Source organism: Bradyrhizobium sp. LTSP849 (genome assembly GCF_000938255.1).
In the GTDB taxonomy this organism is placed as follows: domain Bacteria; phylum Pseudomonadota; class Alphaproteobacteria; order Rhizobiales; family Xanthobacteraceae; genus Bradyrhizobium.
Window position 1 is genome coordinate 125,956 of record NZ_JYMR01000049.1, and the last position, 17,280, is coordinate 143,235.

Genomic DNA, 17,280 nt, shown 5'->3' on the forward strand with positions numbered 1-17,280 from the left:
TTGCTTGCTGCGGTGCAGGACCAACCTTTGTTCATCTTTCCTTCAGGCGGAAAAGAGCTTCTGCTAAGGGAGCTTAGACCGGTGGTCCCGTGACGGGGGCACGGCCGGAGACCACGGAACTGACATGCTTGATCTCGCAATCGTTGGCGGCGGCCCCGGCGGGCTGATGAGCGCCTGGTACCTGAAGCGTAAGCTCGGCGACCTCTGCCGCATCACCATCTACGAGGCCTCCGACCGGCTCGGCGGCAAGATCGTCACGCGTAAATTCGATTCCGCGCCCGCGATGTACGAGGCCGGCGTCGCCGAGATCTACGACTACTCCATGACCGGGCCCGACCCGCTGCGCGAGCTGATCCAGCATTTTGGCTTGCAGACCATTCCGATGGACGCCGAGCAGGTGCAGTTCGGCGGCGAGCTCCTCAACGACGTCGCCGGCATGCGCCGCAAATACGGTGCGAAGACCGCGGCCGCCATCGAGGCGTTCCGCAAGCGTTGCGCCGACAAGATGTCGCCGATCGAATATTACGAAGGCGTCGGCGCACACGACAACGAGAATCCCTGGGCCTACAAGACCGCCGAGCAGGTGCTCGATGAAGAGGTCGAGGACGAGACCGCAAAGCGTTTCTTCAAGGTGATGGCGCGCTCCGACCTCGCCACCGAGAGCCACAACACCAACGGGCTCAACGCGCTCAAGAACTATTTGATGGATGTCGACGGCTATATCGGCCTCTACTCCATCCAGAACGGCAACGAGCAGATCGTCGAGTGCCTTCAGTCGGAGGTCAATGCCGACATCCAGCTCAATCACCGTGTGCTCGCCGTCGGCAAGGCGTCGACCGGGCGCTATCAGCTCAAGATGATGAACGGCAAGGGACCGGAGACGCGCGACTTCGATCTCGTGCTGGTCTGCCTGCCGCATTCCTGGCTTGCGACCATGGGCTGGGAAGGCGAGCAGCTCCGCAAGTCGATGGTCAAGCACGTCTCCTATTTCGATCGGCCGGCGCATTATTTGCGCGTCTCGGTCCTGTTCGATACGCCGTTCTGGGGCGACAAGATTTCCGGCGCCTGGTTCATGTCGGAAGCCTTCGGCGGCTGCTGCGTCTACAACGAGGGCGCGCGCCACGACGTCGGCAAGCACGGCGTGCTGAACTGGCTGATTCCCGGCTCCGACGCGCTGGCCTTCGCCAATTTGTCGGACCAGGAGCTGATCGATGCGGCGCTGAAATCGCTGCCGGCTTCGCTCGGCAATGCGTGCGCGCATTTCATGGAAGGCAAGATCCACCGCTGGCTGTCGTCGGTGAACGCTATTCCGGGCGGTCTGCCCGTGCGCGACGTCATGACCAATCACCGGCCCGAGCCGAAGGAGCATCCCGGCATCGTGGTGGTCGGCGACTATCTGTTCGACTCGACGCTGAACGGCCTACTCGACTCATCGGATGCGGCGACCGACATCATCCTGACCGAGATGATGCGCCTGCGCCGCGCGCGCAGCCAGGATGCGAAGCCGCTGTCGAACAAGATCGACCGCGAATATTTCGAGAACTATCGCGGCCAGGGCCCGTACGGCGAAGCGTGGCAGCAATTCACGGATCCCGACTATCTGGCAAAACTGATCGGCATCGTCTGGGGCAAGGCGAAGGGCGCCAAGCTGCTGGTCGCGGGCTCCGCGAGCGGCGAGCTGGTTGGCGCGCTGCGCGAGCGCGGCATCGATGCCTTCGGCATCGAGAACAACCGCGCCATCCACGCCAGGACGCCGAAGGCGCTCAAGAAGTACAACAAGCTCGGCTCGATCACCGACATGCCGTTCAAGGACGGTGCGTTCGACTTCGTGTTCGAGACCAGCCTCTGCCATATTTCCCCGAAGCAGGTGGTCCGCGCGATCAAGGAGCTGAACCGCGTGGTCAGGACCGGCGTCGTATTCGGCTCGGTGACTTCGGACATGGCGCCTGCGCTGATCGATCGCTACGATTTGTTGCGCGGCGTCAAGAAGCTCGGCACCTGGTGGGAATGGTCCGAGCTGTTCTTCGGCAACGGCTTCGATCTTGCGATGCACCGCAAGGACTGCACCGACGCGCTCTGGGAGGCGACGCTCGCCGCCAACAAGGGCCCGGGTCAATGGTATGCCGACGCCGACAGCTTGCGCTATTCGTTCTTCGACAAGGTCGAGGACGAAGGCGACGACTAGCGCTTGGGATCGAATGAACTCGCCAATTGCTTTGCCGAATTCATCCTGATCGCATAGAATCGGTGCAATAGCGGCCGTCCGCTATTTCTCTGCTTTCTCTGCGGTCATGCCGGCCGTCAGCATCGGTTGGTTTCATGGCGTCCAGGCCTCTCTCTCCCGACAAACAGAAGCTCGCTGCGCAAGAGGCGACGGAGCTGGAAGACAAACTCGTGGCCGCAGACAAGCCCGAGCTTGAAGACGACGAGGACGACGAAGACGAGGACGACGAGCTTGAGCTCGACGACGACGATGAGGACGAGGACCTCGTCGTATTTACCGCCCGCGAAGCCGCCGGCGCGCTCGCAACCATCTGGGGTTTCGTCAAACCCCATCTCTCCAACTACAAGCGGACATTGGCGTATGTAGCGTTCGGCGTCATGGTCGAGACGCTGTTCAACGTCATCATGCCGCTCAGCCTGAAATTCCTGATCGACGACGCGCTCGGCGAGGAAGACTTCCAGGCGCTGTACAAGATCCTCGGTGTGCTCGCGGTCGCCGGCATCTTCACCTCGATCGTGGCGGTCTGGTACGAGCGCTGGGACGCGCGGTTAGCTGCCTGCATCATCGCCGACGTTCGCAAGCGGCTGTTCGAGCACATCCAGGACCTGCCGGCGGCCTATTTCGGCCGCACCAAACGCGGCGAGATCCTGTCGCGCTTTTCCGTCGACCTCGCTGCCTTCGAAGGCTCGGTCAAGACCTTCGCCAACAGTGCGGCGTTGCCGTTCCTGGAGTTGATCGCCGGCATCATCCTGATGTTCTTCCTCAACTGGCAGCTCGCGGTGGTCGCGCTCTTGGTGTTTCCGATCACGCTGATCGGCCCGCGCATGCTGACGCCGAAGGCGGTGCAGGCGAATTACGAGCAGAAGCTCAACGAATCCGCGCTGCTCGGCATGGTGCAGGAGAACGTGGCGGCGCAGGCCGTGATCAAGGCGTTCAGCCTGCAACGCAGGATGTTCGGCTTCTTCAGCTTCCGCAACGACGAGACGCGCAACAGGATGGCGTCGGCGGCGTTCCTGTCGACCATGGTGGAGCGGACGGTCACCATCTCGGTGCTGCTGCTGCACCTCGTGGTGCTCGCGATCGGCGCCTATCTGGCGACCAAGGGCCAGATCACCATCGGCACCTTCGTCACGTTCGAGAGCGCGTTCTGGGAGGTGTCCTACAACATCGCCCATGTCATGCATTTCATCCCGGTGTCGATCTCCTCGGCCGCCGCGGTCCGCCACATCCAGGAACTCCTGGACGAACCGACGCGCGGCGCCGATCGTCCCGGCGCGCCAGATCTGCCGCGCATTACCCACGACATCACCTTCGACCATGTGACGTTCCAGTACGAGGGCAGCCAGACGCCGGTGCTGGACAATCTCAGCCTCAAGCTCAACGTCGGCAAGCGCATCGCCATCGTCGGCCCCTCAGGCTCCGGCAAGAGCACGCTGCTCAATCTGATCCTGCGGCTCTATGTGCCGGACGAGGGCCGCGTCACCATCGACGGCGTCGATGTCCGCAAGGTGACGCTGGATTCGCTGCGCCGGAGCATGGCGGTCGTGTTCCAGGAGAACATGTTGTTCAACATGTCGATCCGCGAGAACATCCGCCTCGGCAAGGAGGGCGCGACCGACGAGGAGGTGGCGGAGGCGGCCAAGAAGGCCGAGATCCACCGCTACATCATGAGCCTGCCGCAGCGCTACGACACGCCGGTCGGCGAGCGCGGCGATACCTTGTCGGGCGGCCAGCGCCAGCGCATCGCGATCGCGCGCGCGGTCATCCGCAATCCCTCCGTGCTGCTGCTGGATGAGGCGACCTCGGCGCTGGACCAGACCACGGAGGCCGCGATCAACCGCACGCTACTGAAGGTCGCCAAGGGCCGCACCATGATCTGGTCGACCCACCGCCTGACCTCGGTGGTCGAGATGGACGAGATCATCGTGATTTCAGGGGGCAGGGCGATCGAGCGCGGCTCGCACGCCGAACTGCTCGCCAAGAACGGCACCTATCGCCAGCTGTGGAACGATCAGATCCACCAGCCCCACGGCGCTGCGGCTCACGCCGACGACGATAGCGACGACGAGGACGACGAGGATGATGAGGACGAGGACGACGAGGAGGAGTGACCGAGGAAGTTCGGCTCCAGATGGAACACGCCGCCAAGCCGTCGCAATAGTCCCTGGGTCGACCACGCGAAGAAGCGCGCCCAGCGCTGCGCCGTCCAGTACGGGCTCGTCGCGACCGAAACGGAGCGGAAGTCGAACGCCTTAGCCGCCGACCATTCATCGCAAGCCCGCTTGACCGGATCGGCGTAGAAGGTGGCGAGCTTGTCCGCGTCCATCCCGTCGGAAGCCAGCCACTGCGGGACGTGGACGTTGCAGAGCCGCTCGACGTCGGTGAACACCTTGTCGCAGCCGGTGCCGGCGACCGGGCAGGAGGTTGAGAAGGCGTCGCCCACCAGCACCAGGCCAGGCTGATGGCTGGCGTCGTTCACATAGAGATCGACCGGGCGGATCTTCATCTCGCCCGCGATGTCGAAGGGGCCGGTGATGCGCTTCAGCCGCGGCAGGGCGGCGTCCAGTGTCTCGCTAGGTGCGCGGCGCAGCTCACGCAGCCAGGGATCGTCGAAGCCGCGGTAGACGAACAAATTGGCGCGCATCCGCGTGCCGATCGGAAACAGCGTGATGTAGGGGATGCGGTCGCTCGGCCGCTCCGAGAAATAGGTCAGTGCCGGAAAATCGAACGAGGTCCTTCCGGCCGGCACGATGTCGAACCCGATCGAGATCGAATGGCAGGCACTGATGACCTTGCGCGTGATGCCGAGCTGATGGCGCAGGCCGACGTTCAATCCGTTGGCGAGCACGATGAGGCGGGCCGAGACCGTGGTGTCGTTGGCGAGCGTGATTCTCTGCCGCTCCGGGCTCGTTTCGATCGACACCGCCTTGGCCCAGACGCGCTCGACATTCTCGGGGATCTCGTCGCGGATCGCGTTGACCAGGGAATCGTAGAGGATGTTGAACTGCCGGCTCGGCGCCTTGTCGAGGAGATGACCGAATCGCGAGATCCAGTTTTCGCCGGCAAAAGTCGCGCGGCGCAGCACTGAGTCGGCGATTCCGGTCCGCAGGAATCGCTCGACCTGGGTGTGACCGCTGAGTTTTTCGACGCGAAAATCGGCCGGATAGGTCGCATGCGGATCGATCAGCACGGTCGAAATGCCGGTTCGGCCGAGCATTGCGGCGGCGGTCGAGCCGGCAAGTCCCCCGCCGATGATAGCAATGTCGGTGTACCGCATGACGCCTGTCTCTGCCGAAGGGGGCAGATTGACGCACGAAGAGGAAAAAAAGCCTTAGCACTGGTTATAAAAGTATATTTTACCCGGATATAATTAATCTTTGGGTGGCAGAACGGGCGCTTCGATCCCATATGCAGAAAGCGGGGTGAGGGCGGCTAAGCGGCGATTTTGACAGGCGCAACCAGCGCTTCGTGACTGTCGTTTCGCCTTGACTTGATCGATTCCCACTTATAGAACCCCCTCACTTAACGACAGGCGGTGAGCATCGCCAACGTCGGTACGGAGCACCTGCCTGATCCCTCTGGGGTCGCTCGGCAGGCACCAACCTCGACGAATGCCGCTCAAACGCTGTCGATTATAGCTAGGCAATGCCAGGCGATTTTAGTTCTCTTGAGCACGTTCTCTTGAGATCGAACTCGGATGCATGACCTCGGTGCGTGGGCCGCAGCGTTTGCTGGTTGGCCCAAGACTGCGGTCCTCTGTGGCGTCGAAGCGCTTTCCACTCAGTGATGAGCGGTTGGCGCGATTTCGCTTTGTGCGGATGTTCCGTGCGTGGCGGCCCCGTCGGGCGGGTTGCTTGAGAAGAATTTGCGGACCCGGTCACGGGCCGCGGCAGAAAAAGGGTGAAGGCCAGAATGCCGACGATCAACCAGCTGATCGCACAACCGCGGGAAGTGCAGAAGTCGCGCAAGAAGGTGCCGGCGCTGCAGCAGTCGCCGCAGAAGCGCGGCGTTTGCACGCGCGTCTACACCACGACCCCGAAGAAGCCGAACTCGGCGCTTCGTAAGGTCGCCAAGGTGCGCCTGACCAACGGCTTCGAGGTGATCGGCTACATCCCCGGCGAGGGCCATAACCTCCAGGAGCACTCGGTGGTCATGATCCGCGGCGGTCGCGTCAAGGATTTGCCCGGCGTGCGCTACCACATCCTCCGCGGCGTTCTGGATACCCAGGGCGTCAAGAACCGTAAGCAGCGCCGTTCGAAGTACGGCGCCAAGCGTCCGAAGTAAGCGGGAACCAGGTCCATGTCTCGTCGTCACTCAGCGGAAAAGCGCGAAGTTCTGCCGGATCCCAAGTTCGGGAACATCATCATCACGAAGTTCATGAACTCGGTGATGTATGCCGGCAAGAAGTCGGTTGCCGAAGGCATCGTCTACGGTGCGCTCGGTCTCATCGAATCCAAGACCAAGCAGAACCCGCTCGGCGTGTTCGAGCAGGCACTTGAGAACGTCATGCCGACGATCGAAGTGCGCTCCCGCCGCGTCGGCGGCGCGACCTATCAGGTTCCGGTCGAGGTTCGCTCGGTGCGCCGGCAGGCGCTGGGCATTCGCTGGCTGATTTCGGCTGCGCGCGAGCGCAACGAGAAGACGATGACCGAGCGGCTTTCGGCCGAGCTTCTGGACGCATCGAACAGCCGGGGTAACGCCGTCAAGAAGCGCGAAGACGTGCACCGGATGGCGGAAGCCAACCGTGCCTTCTCGCACTATCGCTGGTAACGGCGACACACGGAATCTAAGGAACACTCCATGCCCCGCGTTCATGCCATAGAGAATTACCGCAACTTCGGTATCATGGCGCATATCGATGCCGGCAAGACTACGACCACCGAGCGCATCCTCTATTACACCGGCAAGAGCCACAAGATCGGCGAAGTGCACGAAGGTGCCGCGACGATGGACTGGATGGAGCAGGAGCAGGAGCGCGGCATTACGATTACGTCGGCCGCGACCACCGCGTTCTGGGAAGGCAAGCGTCTCAACATCATCGACACTCCCGGCCACGTCGACTTCACCATCGAGGTCGAGCGCAGCTTGCGCGTGCTCGACGGCGCCGTGTGCGTGCTCGACTCCAACCAGGGCGTCGAGCCTCAGACCGAGACCGTCTGGCGCCAGGGCGACAAGTACAGGGTTCCGCGCATCGTCTTCGCCAACAAGATGGATAAGACCGGCGCCGACTTCTACAAGTGCATGCAGGATATTATCGATCGCCTCGGTGCAAAGCCGATCGCGATCCAGCTTCCGATCGGCTCCGAGAACAACTTCAAGGGTCTGGTCGATCTCGTCCGTATGAAGGGCGTGGTCTGGGAAGAAGAGAAGCTCGACGCCAAGTTCGTCGACATCGATATTCCTGAGGACATGGTCGAGAAGGCCAAGGAATATCGCGAGAAGCTGTTGGAAGCCGCCGTCGAGCTCGACGACGAAGTTCTTGCCGCTTACCTCGACGGCAACGAGCCCGATGAGGCGACGTTGAAGCGCTTGATCCGCAAGGCCGTGCTGACTGGCGCGTTCTTCCCGGTATTGTGCGGCTCGGCGTTCAAGAACAAGGGTGTGCAGCCCTTGCTCGACGCGGTCGTGGATTATCTGCCTTCGCCGGTCGACGTGCCCGCCATCAAGGGTGTCGATGAAGACGGCAACGAGGTCGTTCGTCTGCCGGACGACAAGGAGCCGCTGGCTCTGCTGGCGTTCAAGATCATGGACGACCCGTTCGTCGGCACCATCACCTTCTGCCGTATCTATTCCGGCACGCTGCTGTCGGGTACCGGTGTCATCAATTCGACGCGCGACCGCAAGGAGCGCATCGGCCGCATGTTGCTGATGCATGCGAACAACCGCGAAGACATCAAGGAAGCCTATGCCGGCGACATCGTCGCGCTGGCAGGCCTGAAGGAAGCGCGCACCGGTGACACGCTGTGCGATCCCGATAAGGCCGTGATCCTCGAAAAGATGGAATTCCCCGAGCCGGTCATCGAGATCGCGATCGAGCCGAAGTCCAAGGCCGACCAGGAAAAGCTGGGCGTGGCGCTGGCGAAGCTCGCTGCGGAGGATCCGTCCTTCCGCGTGTCGACCGACCAGGAGTCCGGCCAGACCATCCTCAAGGGCATGGGCGAACTCCATCTCGACATCAAGGTCGACATCCTCCGCCGCACCTACAAGGTCGATGCGAACATCGGCGCGCCGCAGGTGGCGTTCCGTGAGCGCGTGACCAAGAGGGCCGAGGTCAAGTACACCCACAAGAAGCAGACCGGCGGTACCGGTCAGTTCGCCGAAGTGTCGATCGTCGTCGAGCCGAACGAGCCCGGCAAGGGCTACGAGTTCGAGTCGAAGATCGTCGGCGGCGCGGTGCCGAAGGAATATATCCCCGGCGTCGAAAAGGGCCTCAACAGCGTGATGGGCTCTGGTGTCGTCGCGGGCTTCCCCGTGGTCGACGTCAAGGTTCAGCTCGTCGACGGCAAGTATCACGACGTCGACTCGTCGGCGCTCGCCTTCGAAATCGCATCGCGCGCGGCATTCCGCGAAGCCTTGCAGAAGGGCAAGTCCGTCCTGCTCGAGCCGATCATGAAGGTCGAAGTGGTGACCCCGGAAGACTACACCGGCTCGGTCATCGGCGACCTGAATTCCCGGCGCGGTCAGATCCAGGGTCAAGACATGCGCGGCAACGCCAACGTCATCAACGCGATGGTGCCGCTCATGAACATGTTCGGTTACGTGAATAACCTGCGCTCGATGAGCCAGGGTCGCGCAACCTTCACGATGCAATTCGACCACTACGCAGAAGCGCCGGCGAACGTGTCGGCAGAAGTCCAAAAGAAGTTTGCCTGATTATCGTCGTCTCGAGCTGACGATTGAACGGAGAGTCAAATGGCCAAAGCAAAGTTTGAACGTAACAAGCCGCACTGCAACATCGGCACCATCGGTCACGTCGACCATGGCAAGACGTCGTTGACGGCTGCGATCACCAAGATCCTCGCCGAGACCGGCGGTGCGACGTTCACGGCGTACGACCAGATCGACAAGGCGCCGGAAGAGAAGGCGCGCGGCATCACCATCTCGACCGCACACGTCGAGTACGAGACCAAGAACCGCCACTACGCCCACGTCGACTGCCCCGGCCACGCCGACTACGTGAAGAACATGATCACCGGCGCTGCCCAGATGGACGGCGCGATTCTGGTCGTGTCGGCTGCTGACGGCCCGATGCCGCAGACCCGCGAGCACATCCTGCTCGCCCGCCAGGTCGGCGTGCCCGCGCTCGTCGTGTTCCTCAACAAGTGCGACATGGTCGACGATCCGGAACTGCTCGAACTGGTCGAGCTCGAAGTTCGCGAGCTGCTTTCGAAGTACGATTTTCCTGGCGACACCATCCCGATCGTCAAGGGGTCGGCTCTGGCCGCCCTCGAAGATAAGGACAAGACGCTCGGCCATGACGCCATTCTCGAGTTGATGGCGAAGGTCGACGAATACATTCCGCAGCCGGAGCGTCCGATCGACCAGCCGTTCCTGATGCCGGTGGAAGACGTGTTCTCGATCTCGGGCCGCGGCACCGTGGTGACCGGCCGTGTCGAGCGCGGCATCGTCAAGGTCGGCGAGGAAATCGAGATCGTCGGTCTGCGTGCGACCCAGAAGACCACGGTCACCGGTGTCGAAATGTTCCGCAAGCTGCTCGATCAGGGCCAGGCCGGCGACAACATCGGTGCGCTGCTCCGCGGTACCAAGCGCGAGGACGTCGAGCGCGGCCAGGTGCTCTGCAAGCCGGGTTCGGTCAAGCCGCACACCAAGTTCAAGGCTGAGGCCTACATCCTCACCAAGGAAGAGGGCGGTCGCCACACCCCGTTCTTCACCAACTACCGCCCGCAGTTCTACTTCCGCACCACCGACGTGACCGGTGTCGTGCATCTGCCGGAAGGTACCGAGATGGTGATGCCGGGCGACAACATCGCGATGGAAGTGCACCTGATCGTGCCGATCGCGATGGAAGAGAAGCTCCGCTTCGCGATCCGCGAAGGTGGCCGTACCGTCGGCGCCGGCGTCGTCGCCTCGATCATCGAGTAACTACGCAAATAGGGAATGGCGAGTGGCGAGTGGATGAAATCCATTCGCTGTTCGCTACTCGCCACTCACTAAGAAAGACACGGCAATGAACGGCCAAAATATTCGTATCCGTCTCAAGGCGTTCGACCATCGTATCCTCGATACGTCGACCCGCGAGATCGTGAACACGGCGAAGCGCACCGGTGCGCAGGTTCGCGGACCCATTCCGCTGCCGACCCGCATCGAGAAGTTCACCGTCAACCGTTCGCCGCACGTCGACAAGAAGAGTCGCGAGCAGTTCGAGATGCGCACTCACAAGCGCCTGCTCGACATCGTCGATCCGACCCCGCAGACCGTCGATGCTTTGATGAAGCTCGACCTGGCCGCCGGTGTCGACGTCGAGATCAAGCTCTAAGATTTTTGGATCACGTTCGCTACTTGCGGACAGAAAGAACAGGAAGCACGCCGATGCGCTCCGGAGTGATCGCACAAAAGGTCGGGATGACGCGGGTCTTTACAGAGGCCGGCGAACATATCCCCGTGACCGTGCTGAAGCTCGGCAATTGCCAGGTCGTAGCCCACCGCACTGAAGAGAAGAACGGCTACGTCGCGCTCCAGCTCGGGTCGGGCAGCCGCAAGACCGTGTATCTGCCCAAGGCAGAGCGCGGCCAGTTCGCGGTCGCCAAGGTCGAGCCGAAGCGGCAGGTCGAGGAATTCCGCGTCTCCGCGGATGCCATGATCCCGGTTGGCGCCGAGATCCTGGCCGACCACTTCGTCGTCGGCCAGTTCGTCGATGTCACCGGCACCTCGGTCGGTAAGGGGTTTGCCGGCGGTATGAAGCGCTGGAACTTCGGCGGTCTGCGCGCCACCCACGGCGTGTCGGTCTCGCACCGCTCGATCGGTTCGACCGGTGGCCGTCAGGACCCGGGCAAAACCTGGAAGAACAAGAAGATGCCCGGCCACATGGGTGTCGATCGCATCACCACGCTCAACCTTCGCGTCGTCCAGACCGATGTCGAGCGCGGCCTGATCCTCGTCGAAGGCGCCGTTCCCGGCTCCAAGGGCGGTTGGATCCGCGTGCGCGACGCCGTCAAGAAGCCGCTGCCGAAGGAAGCTCCGAAGCCCGGCAAGTTCAAGGTTGCGGGCGGCGAAGCGGAAGCCTCGGCCCAGCAAGAGGGTGCGTGAGATGGAATTGAAGGTCACCACCCTCGAGGGCAAGGAAGCCGGCTCGGTCCAGCTTTCCGACACCATTTTCGGTCTTGAGCCGCGCCAGGACATCCTTGCACGTTGCGTGCAGTGGCAGCTCAACAAGCGTCAGGCCGGCACCCACAAAGCCAAGGGCCGCGCCGAGATCTGGCGCACCGGCAAGAAGATGTACAAGCAGAAGGGCACCGGCGGTGCTCGTCACGGCTCGGCCCGCGTGCCGCAGTTCCGCGGCGGCGGTCGTGCCTTCGGTCCGGTGGTGCGTTCGCACGAAACCGGCCTGCCGAAGAAGGTCCGAGCGCTTGCTCTCAAGCATGCGCTGTCGGCCAAGGCCAAGGACGGCGATCTCCTGGTGATCGACAAGGCCGCGCTGGAAGCCGCCAAGACCAAGGCGCTGATCGGTCACTTCTCTGGTCTGGGCTTGACCAACGCGCTGATCATCGACGGTGCCGAGCTCAACAACGGCTTTGCCGCTGCGGCTCGCAACATTCCGAACATGGACGTGCTGCCGATCCAGGGCATCAACGTCTATGACATCCTGCGCCGCCGGAAGCTGGTTCTGACCAAGGCCGCCATCGATGCGCTGGAGGCGCGCTTCAAATGACGAAGAACATCGAGCCCCGCCATTACGACGTGATCGTCGCCCCGGTCGTCACCGAAAAGGCGACGCTGGCGTCCGAGCACAACAAGGTTCTGTTCAAGGTGGCCGCGAAGGCGACCAAGCCGCAGATCAAGGAAGCGATCGAGAAGCTGTTTGACGTCAAGGTCAAGAGCGTCAACACGCTGATCCGCAAGGGCAAGACCAAGATCTTCCGCGGCAATCTCGGCTCGCAGTCGAACACCAAGCGCGCGATCGTGACCCTCGAAGAGGGCCACCGGATCGACGTCACCACCGGTCTGTAAGGTCGTACGACGATGGCACTGAAGACATTCAATCCCACGACGCCGGGCCAGCGCCAGCTGGTCTTGGTCGATCGTTCGGCGCTCTACAAGGGCAAGCCGGTCAAGGCGCTCACCGAAGGCAAGCACTCCAATGGCGGCCGCAACAACACGGGCCGCATCACCGTGCGTTTCCGCGGCGGCGGCCACAAGAGGACGCTGCGCACCGTCGACTTCAAGCGCGACAAGATCGATGTTCCTGCGACCGTCGAGCGGCTCGAGTACGATCCGAACCGTAGCGGCTTCATTGCGCTGATCAAATATGAGGACGGCGAGCAGGCCTACATCCTGGCGCCGCAGCGCCTGGCCGTGGGTGACACCATCATCGCCGGCAACTATGTCGACGTGAAGCCGGGCAACGTCATGCCGCTCGGCAACATGCCGGTCGGCACGATCATCCACAACATCGAGACCAAGATCGGGAAGGGCGGCCAGTTCGCTCGTTCCGCGGGCACCTATGCCCAGCTCGTCGGTCGCGATCATGACTACGTGATCATCCGCCTGAACTCGGGCGAGCAGCGCCTGGTGCACGGCCGTTGCCGCGCCACGATCGGCGCGGTGTCGAACCCCGATCACATGAACACGTCGATCGGCAAGGCCGGCCGTAACCGTTGGCTGGGCCGTAAGCCGCATAACCGCGGCGTTTCGATGAACCCGATCGACCATCCGCACGGCGGTGGTGAAGGTCGTACCTCGGGCGGTCGCCACCCGGTCACCCCGTGGGGCAAGCCGACCAAGGGCAAGAAGACCCGCAGCAACAAGTCGACCAACAAATTCATTCTCCTAAGCCGCCACAAGCGGAAGAAGTAAGGAACGCCGGACATGGTTCGTTCAGTCTGGAAAGGCCCGTTCGTCGAGGGTTCTCTGCTCAAGAAGGCAGATGCCGCGCGCGCGTCCGGCCGTCACGACGTCATCAAGATCTGGAGCCGTCGCTCGACCATCCTGCCGCAGTTCGTCGGCCTGACCTTCGGCGTCTACAACGGTCAGAAGCACGTTCCGGTAGCGGTCAACGAGGAAATGGTCGGTCACAAGTTCGGCGAGTTCTCGCCGACCCGGACCTTCCATGGCCACTCCGGTGACAAGAAAGCCAAGAAGGCTTGAGGATTAAACGATGAGCAAACCTAAGCGCGAACGGAGCCTCGCCGAGAACGAGGCCAAGGCGGTCGCCCGGATGCTGCGGGTGAGCCCGCAGAAGCTCAATCTGGTCGCCCAGCTCATTCGCGGCCGGAAGGCGTCTGCGGCACTCGCCGACCTGCAGTTTTCGCGCAAGCGGATCGCGGTCGACGTGAAGAAGTGCCTGGAGTCGGCGATCGCGAATGCCGAGAACAACCACGACCTGGACGTCGACGATCTCGTCGTGACCCAGGCTTTCGTCGGCAACGGCCTCGTGATGAAGCGCTTTGCAGCGCGCGGCCGCGGTCGCTCGGGCCGTGTCTACAAACCATTTTCGCAGCTGACGATCATTGTGCGTCAGGTCGAAGCCGAAGCAGCAGCGGCTTAAGGGACGCAGGAGAAAACGATGGGTCAAAAGATCAATCCGATCGGTCTGCGTCTGGGCATCAACCGGACCTGGGATTCCCGCTGGTTCGCCGGCAAGCAGGAATACGGCAAGCTCTTGCACGAGGACGTCAAGATCCGCGAGATCCTGCATAAGGAGCTCAAGCAGGCGGCCGTCGCCCGCATCATCATTGAGCGTCCGCACAAGAAGTGCCGCGTCACGATCCACTCCGCCCGTCCGGGCGTGGTAATCGGCAAGAAGGGCGCCGACATCGACAAGCTGCGCAAGAAGGTCGCGGACATCACGTCGTCCGACGTCGTCATCAACATCGTCGAGATCCGCAAGCCGGAGCTCGATTCGACGCTGGTGGCCGAGTCGATCGCGCAGCAGCTCGAGCGCCGCGTTGCGTTCCGCCGCGCCATGAAGCGCGCCGTGCAGTCGGCGATGCGTCTCGGCGCGGAAGGCATCCGCATCAACTGCTCGGGTCGTCTGGGCGGTGCGGAAATCGCGCGCATGGAGTGGTACCGCGAAGGTCGCGTGCCGCTGCACACGCTGCGCGCCGACATCGACTACGGCGTTGCGACCGCGTTCACGACCTTCGGCACCTGCGGCGTCAAGGTCTGGATCTTCAAGGGCGAGATCCTCGAGCACGATCCGATGGCCCAGGACAAGAGAATGGCCGAAGGCGAGACGGGTGGCGGTGGTGGCGGCGGCCGGCAGCGCCGTGACAACGCTGCGGCCTGACGCCAGCACAGAGAATTTGAGGGCTTGAAGCCATGATGCAACCTAAGAAAACGAAGTTCCGGAAGGCGCATAAGGGCCGTATCCACGGCGTGGCGACTTCGGGCGCGACGTTGGCGTTCGGCCAGTTCGGCCTGAAGGCGACCGAGCCGGAGCGCGTCACCGCGCGCCAGATCGAAGCCGCCCGCCGCGCTCTGACGCGCCACATGAAGCGCGCCGGCCGCGTCTGGATCCGCGTGTTCCCCGACGTTCCGGTGTCGAAGAAGCCGGCCGAAGTCCGAATGGGCTCCGGCAAGGGTGCGCCGGAACTGTGGGTCGCGCGCGTCAAGCCGGGCCGGGTGCTTTTCGAGATCGACGGCGTCACGGTGCAGACCGCGAAGGAAGCGCTGACGCTGGCGGCCGCCAAGCTGCCGATCAAGACGCGCTTCGTCGAACGTATTGCGGAGTAATGGCCATGGCCCAGATGAAGATCGAAGACATCCGCGCGCTGAGCCCCGACCAGCAGGATGACGCCGTCCTGAATTTGAAGAAGGAGCGCTTCAACCTGCGCTTCCAGCGCGCCACCGGGCAGCTCGAGAATACCTCGCGCCTGCGCGAGGCCCGCCGTGACATCGCCCGGATCAAGACTGTCGCCGCGCAGCAGCGCGCGAAGAAGAAGTAAGAGGCTTACGAAGATGCCAAAACGTACTTTGCAAGGCGTGGTCGTCAGCGACAAGACAGCCAAGACCGTCGTGGTGCGCGTCGATCGCCGTTTCACGCACCCGATTTACAAGAAGACGATCCGCCGTTCGAAGAACTACCACGCGCACGACGAAGGCAACGAGTACAAGCCGGGCGATGTGGTGTGGATCGAGGAATCGAAGCCGATTTCGAAGTTGAAGCGCTGGATCGTGATCCGGGGCGAACACAAGAAAAGCGCCTGATCTGTTGGCTTTGGCCGACTGACTTCAGGTAAATGTTGAGCGCCGGCTAGGCTGGCGCAAAGAGAAGAGGACGAGGTGCATCAATGATTCAGATGCAGACCAACCTCGACGTGGCCGATAATTCTGGCGCACGCCGTGTCATGTGTATCAAGGTGCTCGGGGGCTCCAAGCGCCGCTACGCCACGATCGGCGACATCATTGTCGTCTCGATCAAGGAAGCGATTCCGCGTGGCAAGGTGAAGAAGGGCGACGTGATGAAGGCCGTCGTGGTGCGTGTCCGCAAGGACATCCGCCGCGCTGACGGTTCGGTCATCCGCTTCGACCGCAACGCCGCCGTCCTGATCAACAACCAGGCCGAGCCGGTCGGTACCCGTATCTTCGGGCCCGTGCCGCGCGAGCTGCGCGCCAAGAACCACATGAAGATCATCTCGCTCGCGCCGGAGGTGCTGTGATGGCAGCGAAGATCCGCAAGGGTGACAAGGTCATCGTGCTGAACGGCCGCGACAAGGGTCGCAGCGGCGAAGTGTTCGAAGTGCGTCCGGACGCCGGCACGGCGCTCGTGCGCGGCATCAACATGGTCAAGCGCCACCAGAAGCAGACGCAGGCCCAGGAGGGCGGCATCATCTCGAAAGAGGCGCCGGTCCAACTGTCCAACATCGCGTATCTCGGCAAGGACGGAAAGCCGACGCGCGTCGGATTCAAGATTTTGGCGGACGGCAAGAAGGTCCGCGTCGCCAAGCGTTCGGGAGCTGAGATCGATGGCTGAGGCCGCTTACACGCCGCGCCTGCGGGCGGAATACGACGCGAAGATCCGGACGGAAATGACCGAGAAGTTCGGTTATGAGAACGTCATGCAGGTTCCGCGTCTGGACAAGATCGTGCTGAACATGGGCGTTGGCGATTCCGTCAACGACCGCAAGAAGGCCGAGAACGCCGCCGCCGAACTGACCCTGATCGCCGGCCAGAAGGCGATCGTGACCTATTCGCGTATCGCGATCGCGACCTTCAAGCTGCGTGAGAATCAGCCGATCGGCTGCAAGGTCACGCTGCGCAAGGCCCGTATGTACGAGTTCATCGATCGCCTGGTGACGGTCGCGCTGCCGCGCGTCCGCGACTTCCGCGGCCTGAACCCGAAGAGCTTCGACGGCCGCGGCAACTATTCGCTCGGCATCAAGGAACATATCATTTTCCCCGAGATCGACTTCGACAAGGTCACCGAGGCCCGCGGTATGGACATCACCGTCTGCACCACGGCCAAGACCGACGACGAGGCGAGGGCCTTGTTGACCGCTTTCAATTTCCCGTTCCGGCAGTGAGACGCTGACCTAAAGCCTCTCAAACGCGGATACCCAGGAGCCAAGCATGGCAAAGAAGAGTTCAATCGAGAAGAACAACCGGCGCAAGCGGATGACGAAGAACGCCGCCCCGAAGCGCGAACGGTTGAAGGCGATCATCGCCGACAAGACGCTGCCGATGGAGGAGCGGTTTGCCGCGACCCTGAAGCTTGCGGAAATGCCGCGCAATTCGTCGGCGACCCGCATCCGCTTGCGTTGCGAGCTGTCGGGCCGCCCGCGTTCGGTCTACCGCTTGAACAAGCTGTCCCGCATCGCGCTGCGCGACCTTGGCTCCAAGGGCATGGTCCCGGGCCTCGTGAAGTCGAGCTGGTAAGG

22 protein-coding genes are annotated in these 17,280 nt (G+C 62.5%); 21 read left to right on the forward strand and 1 reads right to left on the reverse strand.

Annotated elements, in window-relative coordinates:
• Positions 1-124 precede the first annotated feature (124 nt).
• Both UB31_RS27295 and UB31_RS27300 read left to right on the forward strand, forming a co-directional pair.
• The gene (locus UB31_RS27295) at positions 125-2,185 is read left to right on the forward strand and encodes an FAD-dependent oxidoreductase (RefSeq protein ID WP_045013103.1); all 2,061 of its coding nucleotides are present in this window, start codon (positions 125-127) and stop codon (positions 2,183-2,185) included.
• A gap of 134 nt (positions 2,186-2,319) precedes the next feature.
• Positions 2,320-4,335 carry an ABC transporter ATP-binding protein gene (locus UB31_RS27300; protein WP_045013104.1) on the forward strand — a complete coding sequence of 672 codons (2,016 nt, stop codon included), beginning with the start codon at positions 2,320-2,322 and terminating at the stop codon, positions 4,333-4,335.
• On the opposite strand, the gene UB31_RS27305 is transcribed toward UB31_RS27300, so the two are convergent.
• Positions 4,266-5,501, reverse strand: a complete 1,236-nt coding sequence (locus tag UB31_RS27305; protein ID WP_045013105.1) for an FAD-dependent oxidoreductase — start codon at positions 5,499-5,501, stop codon at positions 4,266-4,268. The two genes, UB31_RS27300 and UB31_RS27305, sit on opposite strands and share 70 nt — an antisense overlap.
• A 635-nt stretch (positions 5,502-6,136) precedes the next feature.
• Between UB31_RS27305 and rpsL the strand changes: the two genes are divergently transcribed.
• From rpsL to rpsN, 19 genes are all read left to right on the forward strand, one after another.
• The gene (rpsL, locus tag UB31_RS27310) at positions 6,137-6,508 is read left to right on the forward strand and encodes a 30S ribosomal protein S12 (RefSeq protein WP_007603006.1); all 372 of its coding nucleotides are present in this window, start codon (positions 6,137-6,139) and stop codon (positions 6,506-6,508) included.
• Between the two features lie 15 nt (positions 6,509-6,523).
• On the forward strand, positions 6,524-6,994 hold the full coding sequence (rpsG, locus tag UB31_RS27315; protein ID WP_045008219.1) for a 30S ribosomal protein S7: 471 nt from the start codon (positions 6,524-6,526) through the stop codon (positions 6,992-6,994).
• Between the two features lie 30 nt (positions 6,995-7,024).
• Positions 7,025-9,097 carry an elongation factor G gene (gene fusA, locus UB31_RS27320; RefSeq protein ID WP_045008218.1) on the forward strand — a complete coding sequence of 691 codons (2,073 nt, stop codon included), beginning with the start codon at positions 7,025-7,027 and terminating at the stop codon, positions 9,095-9,097.
• A 39-nt stretch (positions 9,098-9,136) separates the two neighbouring features.
• On the forward strand, positions 9,137-10,327 hold the full coding sequence (gene tuf, locus UB31_RS27325; protein ID WP_045008217.1) for an elongation factor Tu: 1,191 nt from the start codon (positions 9,137-9,139) through the stop codon (positions 10,325-10,327).
• An 85-nt stretch (positions 10,328-10,412) separates the two neighbouring features.
• Complete coding sequence (gene rpsJ / locus UB31_RS27330) at positions 10,413-10,721, forward strand: 30S ribosomal protein S10 (RefSeq protein WP_002712302.1); 309 nt, start codon at positions 10,413-10,415, stop codon at positions 10,719-10,721.
• 53 nt (positions 10,722-10,774) lie between these two features.
• Positions 10,775-11,491: a 50S ribosomal protein L3 gene (gene rplC, locus UB31_RS27335; RefSeq protein WP_045013106.1), complete on the forward strand. Its 717-nt coding sequence runs from the start codon at positions 10,775-10,777 to the stop codon at positions 11,489-11,491.
• A gap of 1 nt (position 11,492) precedes the next feature.
• On the forward strand, positions 11,493-12,113 hold the full coding sequence (gene rplD / locus UB31_RS27340; RefSeq protein WP_045008215.1) for a 50S ribosomal protein L4: 621 nt from the start codon (positions 11,493-11,495) through the stop codon (positions 12,111-12,113).
• On the forward strand, positions 12,110-12,412 hold the full coding sequence (locus UB31_RS27345; protein WP_045008214.1) for a 50S ribosomal protein L23: 303 nt from the start codon (positions 12,110-12,112) through the stop codon (positions 12,410-12,412). The genes rplD and UB31_RS27345 overlap by 4 nt, the downstream gene beginning before the upstream one ends.
• A 12-nt stretch (positions 12,413-12,424) precedes the next feature.
• Positions 12,425-13,258 (forward strand): 50S ribosomal protein L2, encoded by an 834-nt coding sequence (gene rplB, locus UB31_RS27350; RefSeq protein WP_045008213.1) that lies wholly within the window; start codon positions 12,425-12,427, stop codon positions 13,256-13,258.
• Between the two features lie 12 nt (positions 13,259-13,270).
• Complete coding sequence (rpsS, locus tag UB31_RS27355) at positions 13,271-13,549, forward strand: 30S ribosomal protein S19 (RefSeq protein WP_008136357.1); 279 nt, start codon at positions 13,271-13,273, stop codon at positions 13,547-13,549.
• Positions 13,550-13,559: 10 nt separating this feature from the next.
• Complete coding sequence (gene rplV, locus UB31_RS27360; protein WP_045008212.1) at positions 13,560-13,949, forward strand: 50S ribosomal protein L22; 390 nt, start codon at positions 13,560-13,562, stop codon at positions 13,947-13,949.
• An 18-nt stretch (positions 13,950-13,967) separates the two neighbouring features.
• The gene (gene rpsC, locus UB31_RS27365; protein ID WP_045008211.1) at positions 13,968-14,690 is read left to right on the forward strand and encodes a 30S ribosomal protein S3; all 723 of its coding nucleotides are present in this window, start codon (positions 13,968-13,970) and stop codon (positions 14,688-14,690) included.
• Between the two features lie 32 nt (positions 14,691-14,722).
• Positions 14,723-15,136, forward strand: a complete 414-nt coding sequence (rplP, locus tag UB31_RS27370) for a 50S ribosomal protein L16 (protein ID WP_045008210.1) — start codon at positions 14,723-14,725, stop codon at positions 15,134-15,136.
• A 5-nt stretch (positions 15,137-15,141) separates the two neighbouring features.
• Positions 15,142-15,348: a 50S ribosomal protein L29 gene (gene rpmC, locus UB31_RS27375; RefSeq protein ID WP_045008782.1), complete on the forward strand. Its 207-nt coding sequence runs from the start codon at positions 15,142-15,144 to the stop codon at positions 15,346-15,348.
• A 13-nt stretch (positions 15,349-15,361) separates the two neighbouring features.
• Positions 15,362-15,610 carry a 30S ribosomal protein S17 gene (gene rpsQ / locus UB31_RS27380; protein WP_045008209.1) on the forward strand — a complete coding sequence of 83 codons (249 nt, stop codon included), beginning with the start codon at positions 15,362-15,364 and terminating at the stop codon, positions 15,608-15,610.
• Between the two features lie 83 nt (positions 15,611-15,693).
• Positions 15,694-16,062, forward strand: a complete 369-nt coding sequence (gene rplN, locus UB31_RS27385; RefSeq protein ID WP_008549246.1) for a 50S ribosomal protein L14 — start codon at positions 15,694-15,696, stop codon at positions 16,060-16,062.
• Entirely contained in the window at positions 16,062-16,376 is a 315-nt protein-coding gene (rplX, locus tag UB31_RS27390) for a 50S ribosomal protein L24 (protein ID WP_045008208.1), read from the forward strand. Before rplN ends, rplX begins: the two co-directional genes overlap by 1 nt.
• Positions 16,369-16,926, forward strand: a complete 558-nt coding sequence (gene rplE / locus UB31_RS27395) for a 50S ribosomal protein L5 (RefSeq protein ID WP_045008207.1) — start codon at positions 16,369-16,371, stop codon at positions 16,924-16,926. Before rplX ends, rplE begins: the two co-directional genes overlap by 8 nt.
• Positions 16,927-16,972: 46 nt before the next feature.
• Entirely contained in the window at positions 16,973-17,278 is a 306-nt protein-coding gene (rpsN, locus tag UB31_RS27400) for a 30S ribosomal protein S14 (RefSeq protein WP_045008206.1), read from the forward strand.
• Positions 17,279-17,280: the final 2 nt, after the last annotated feature.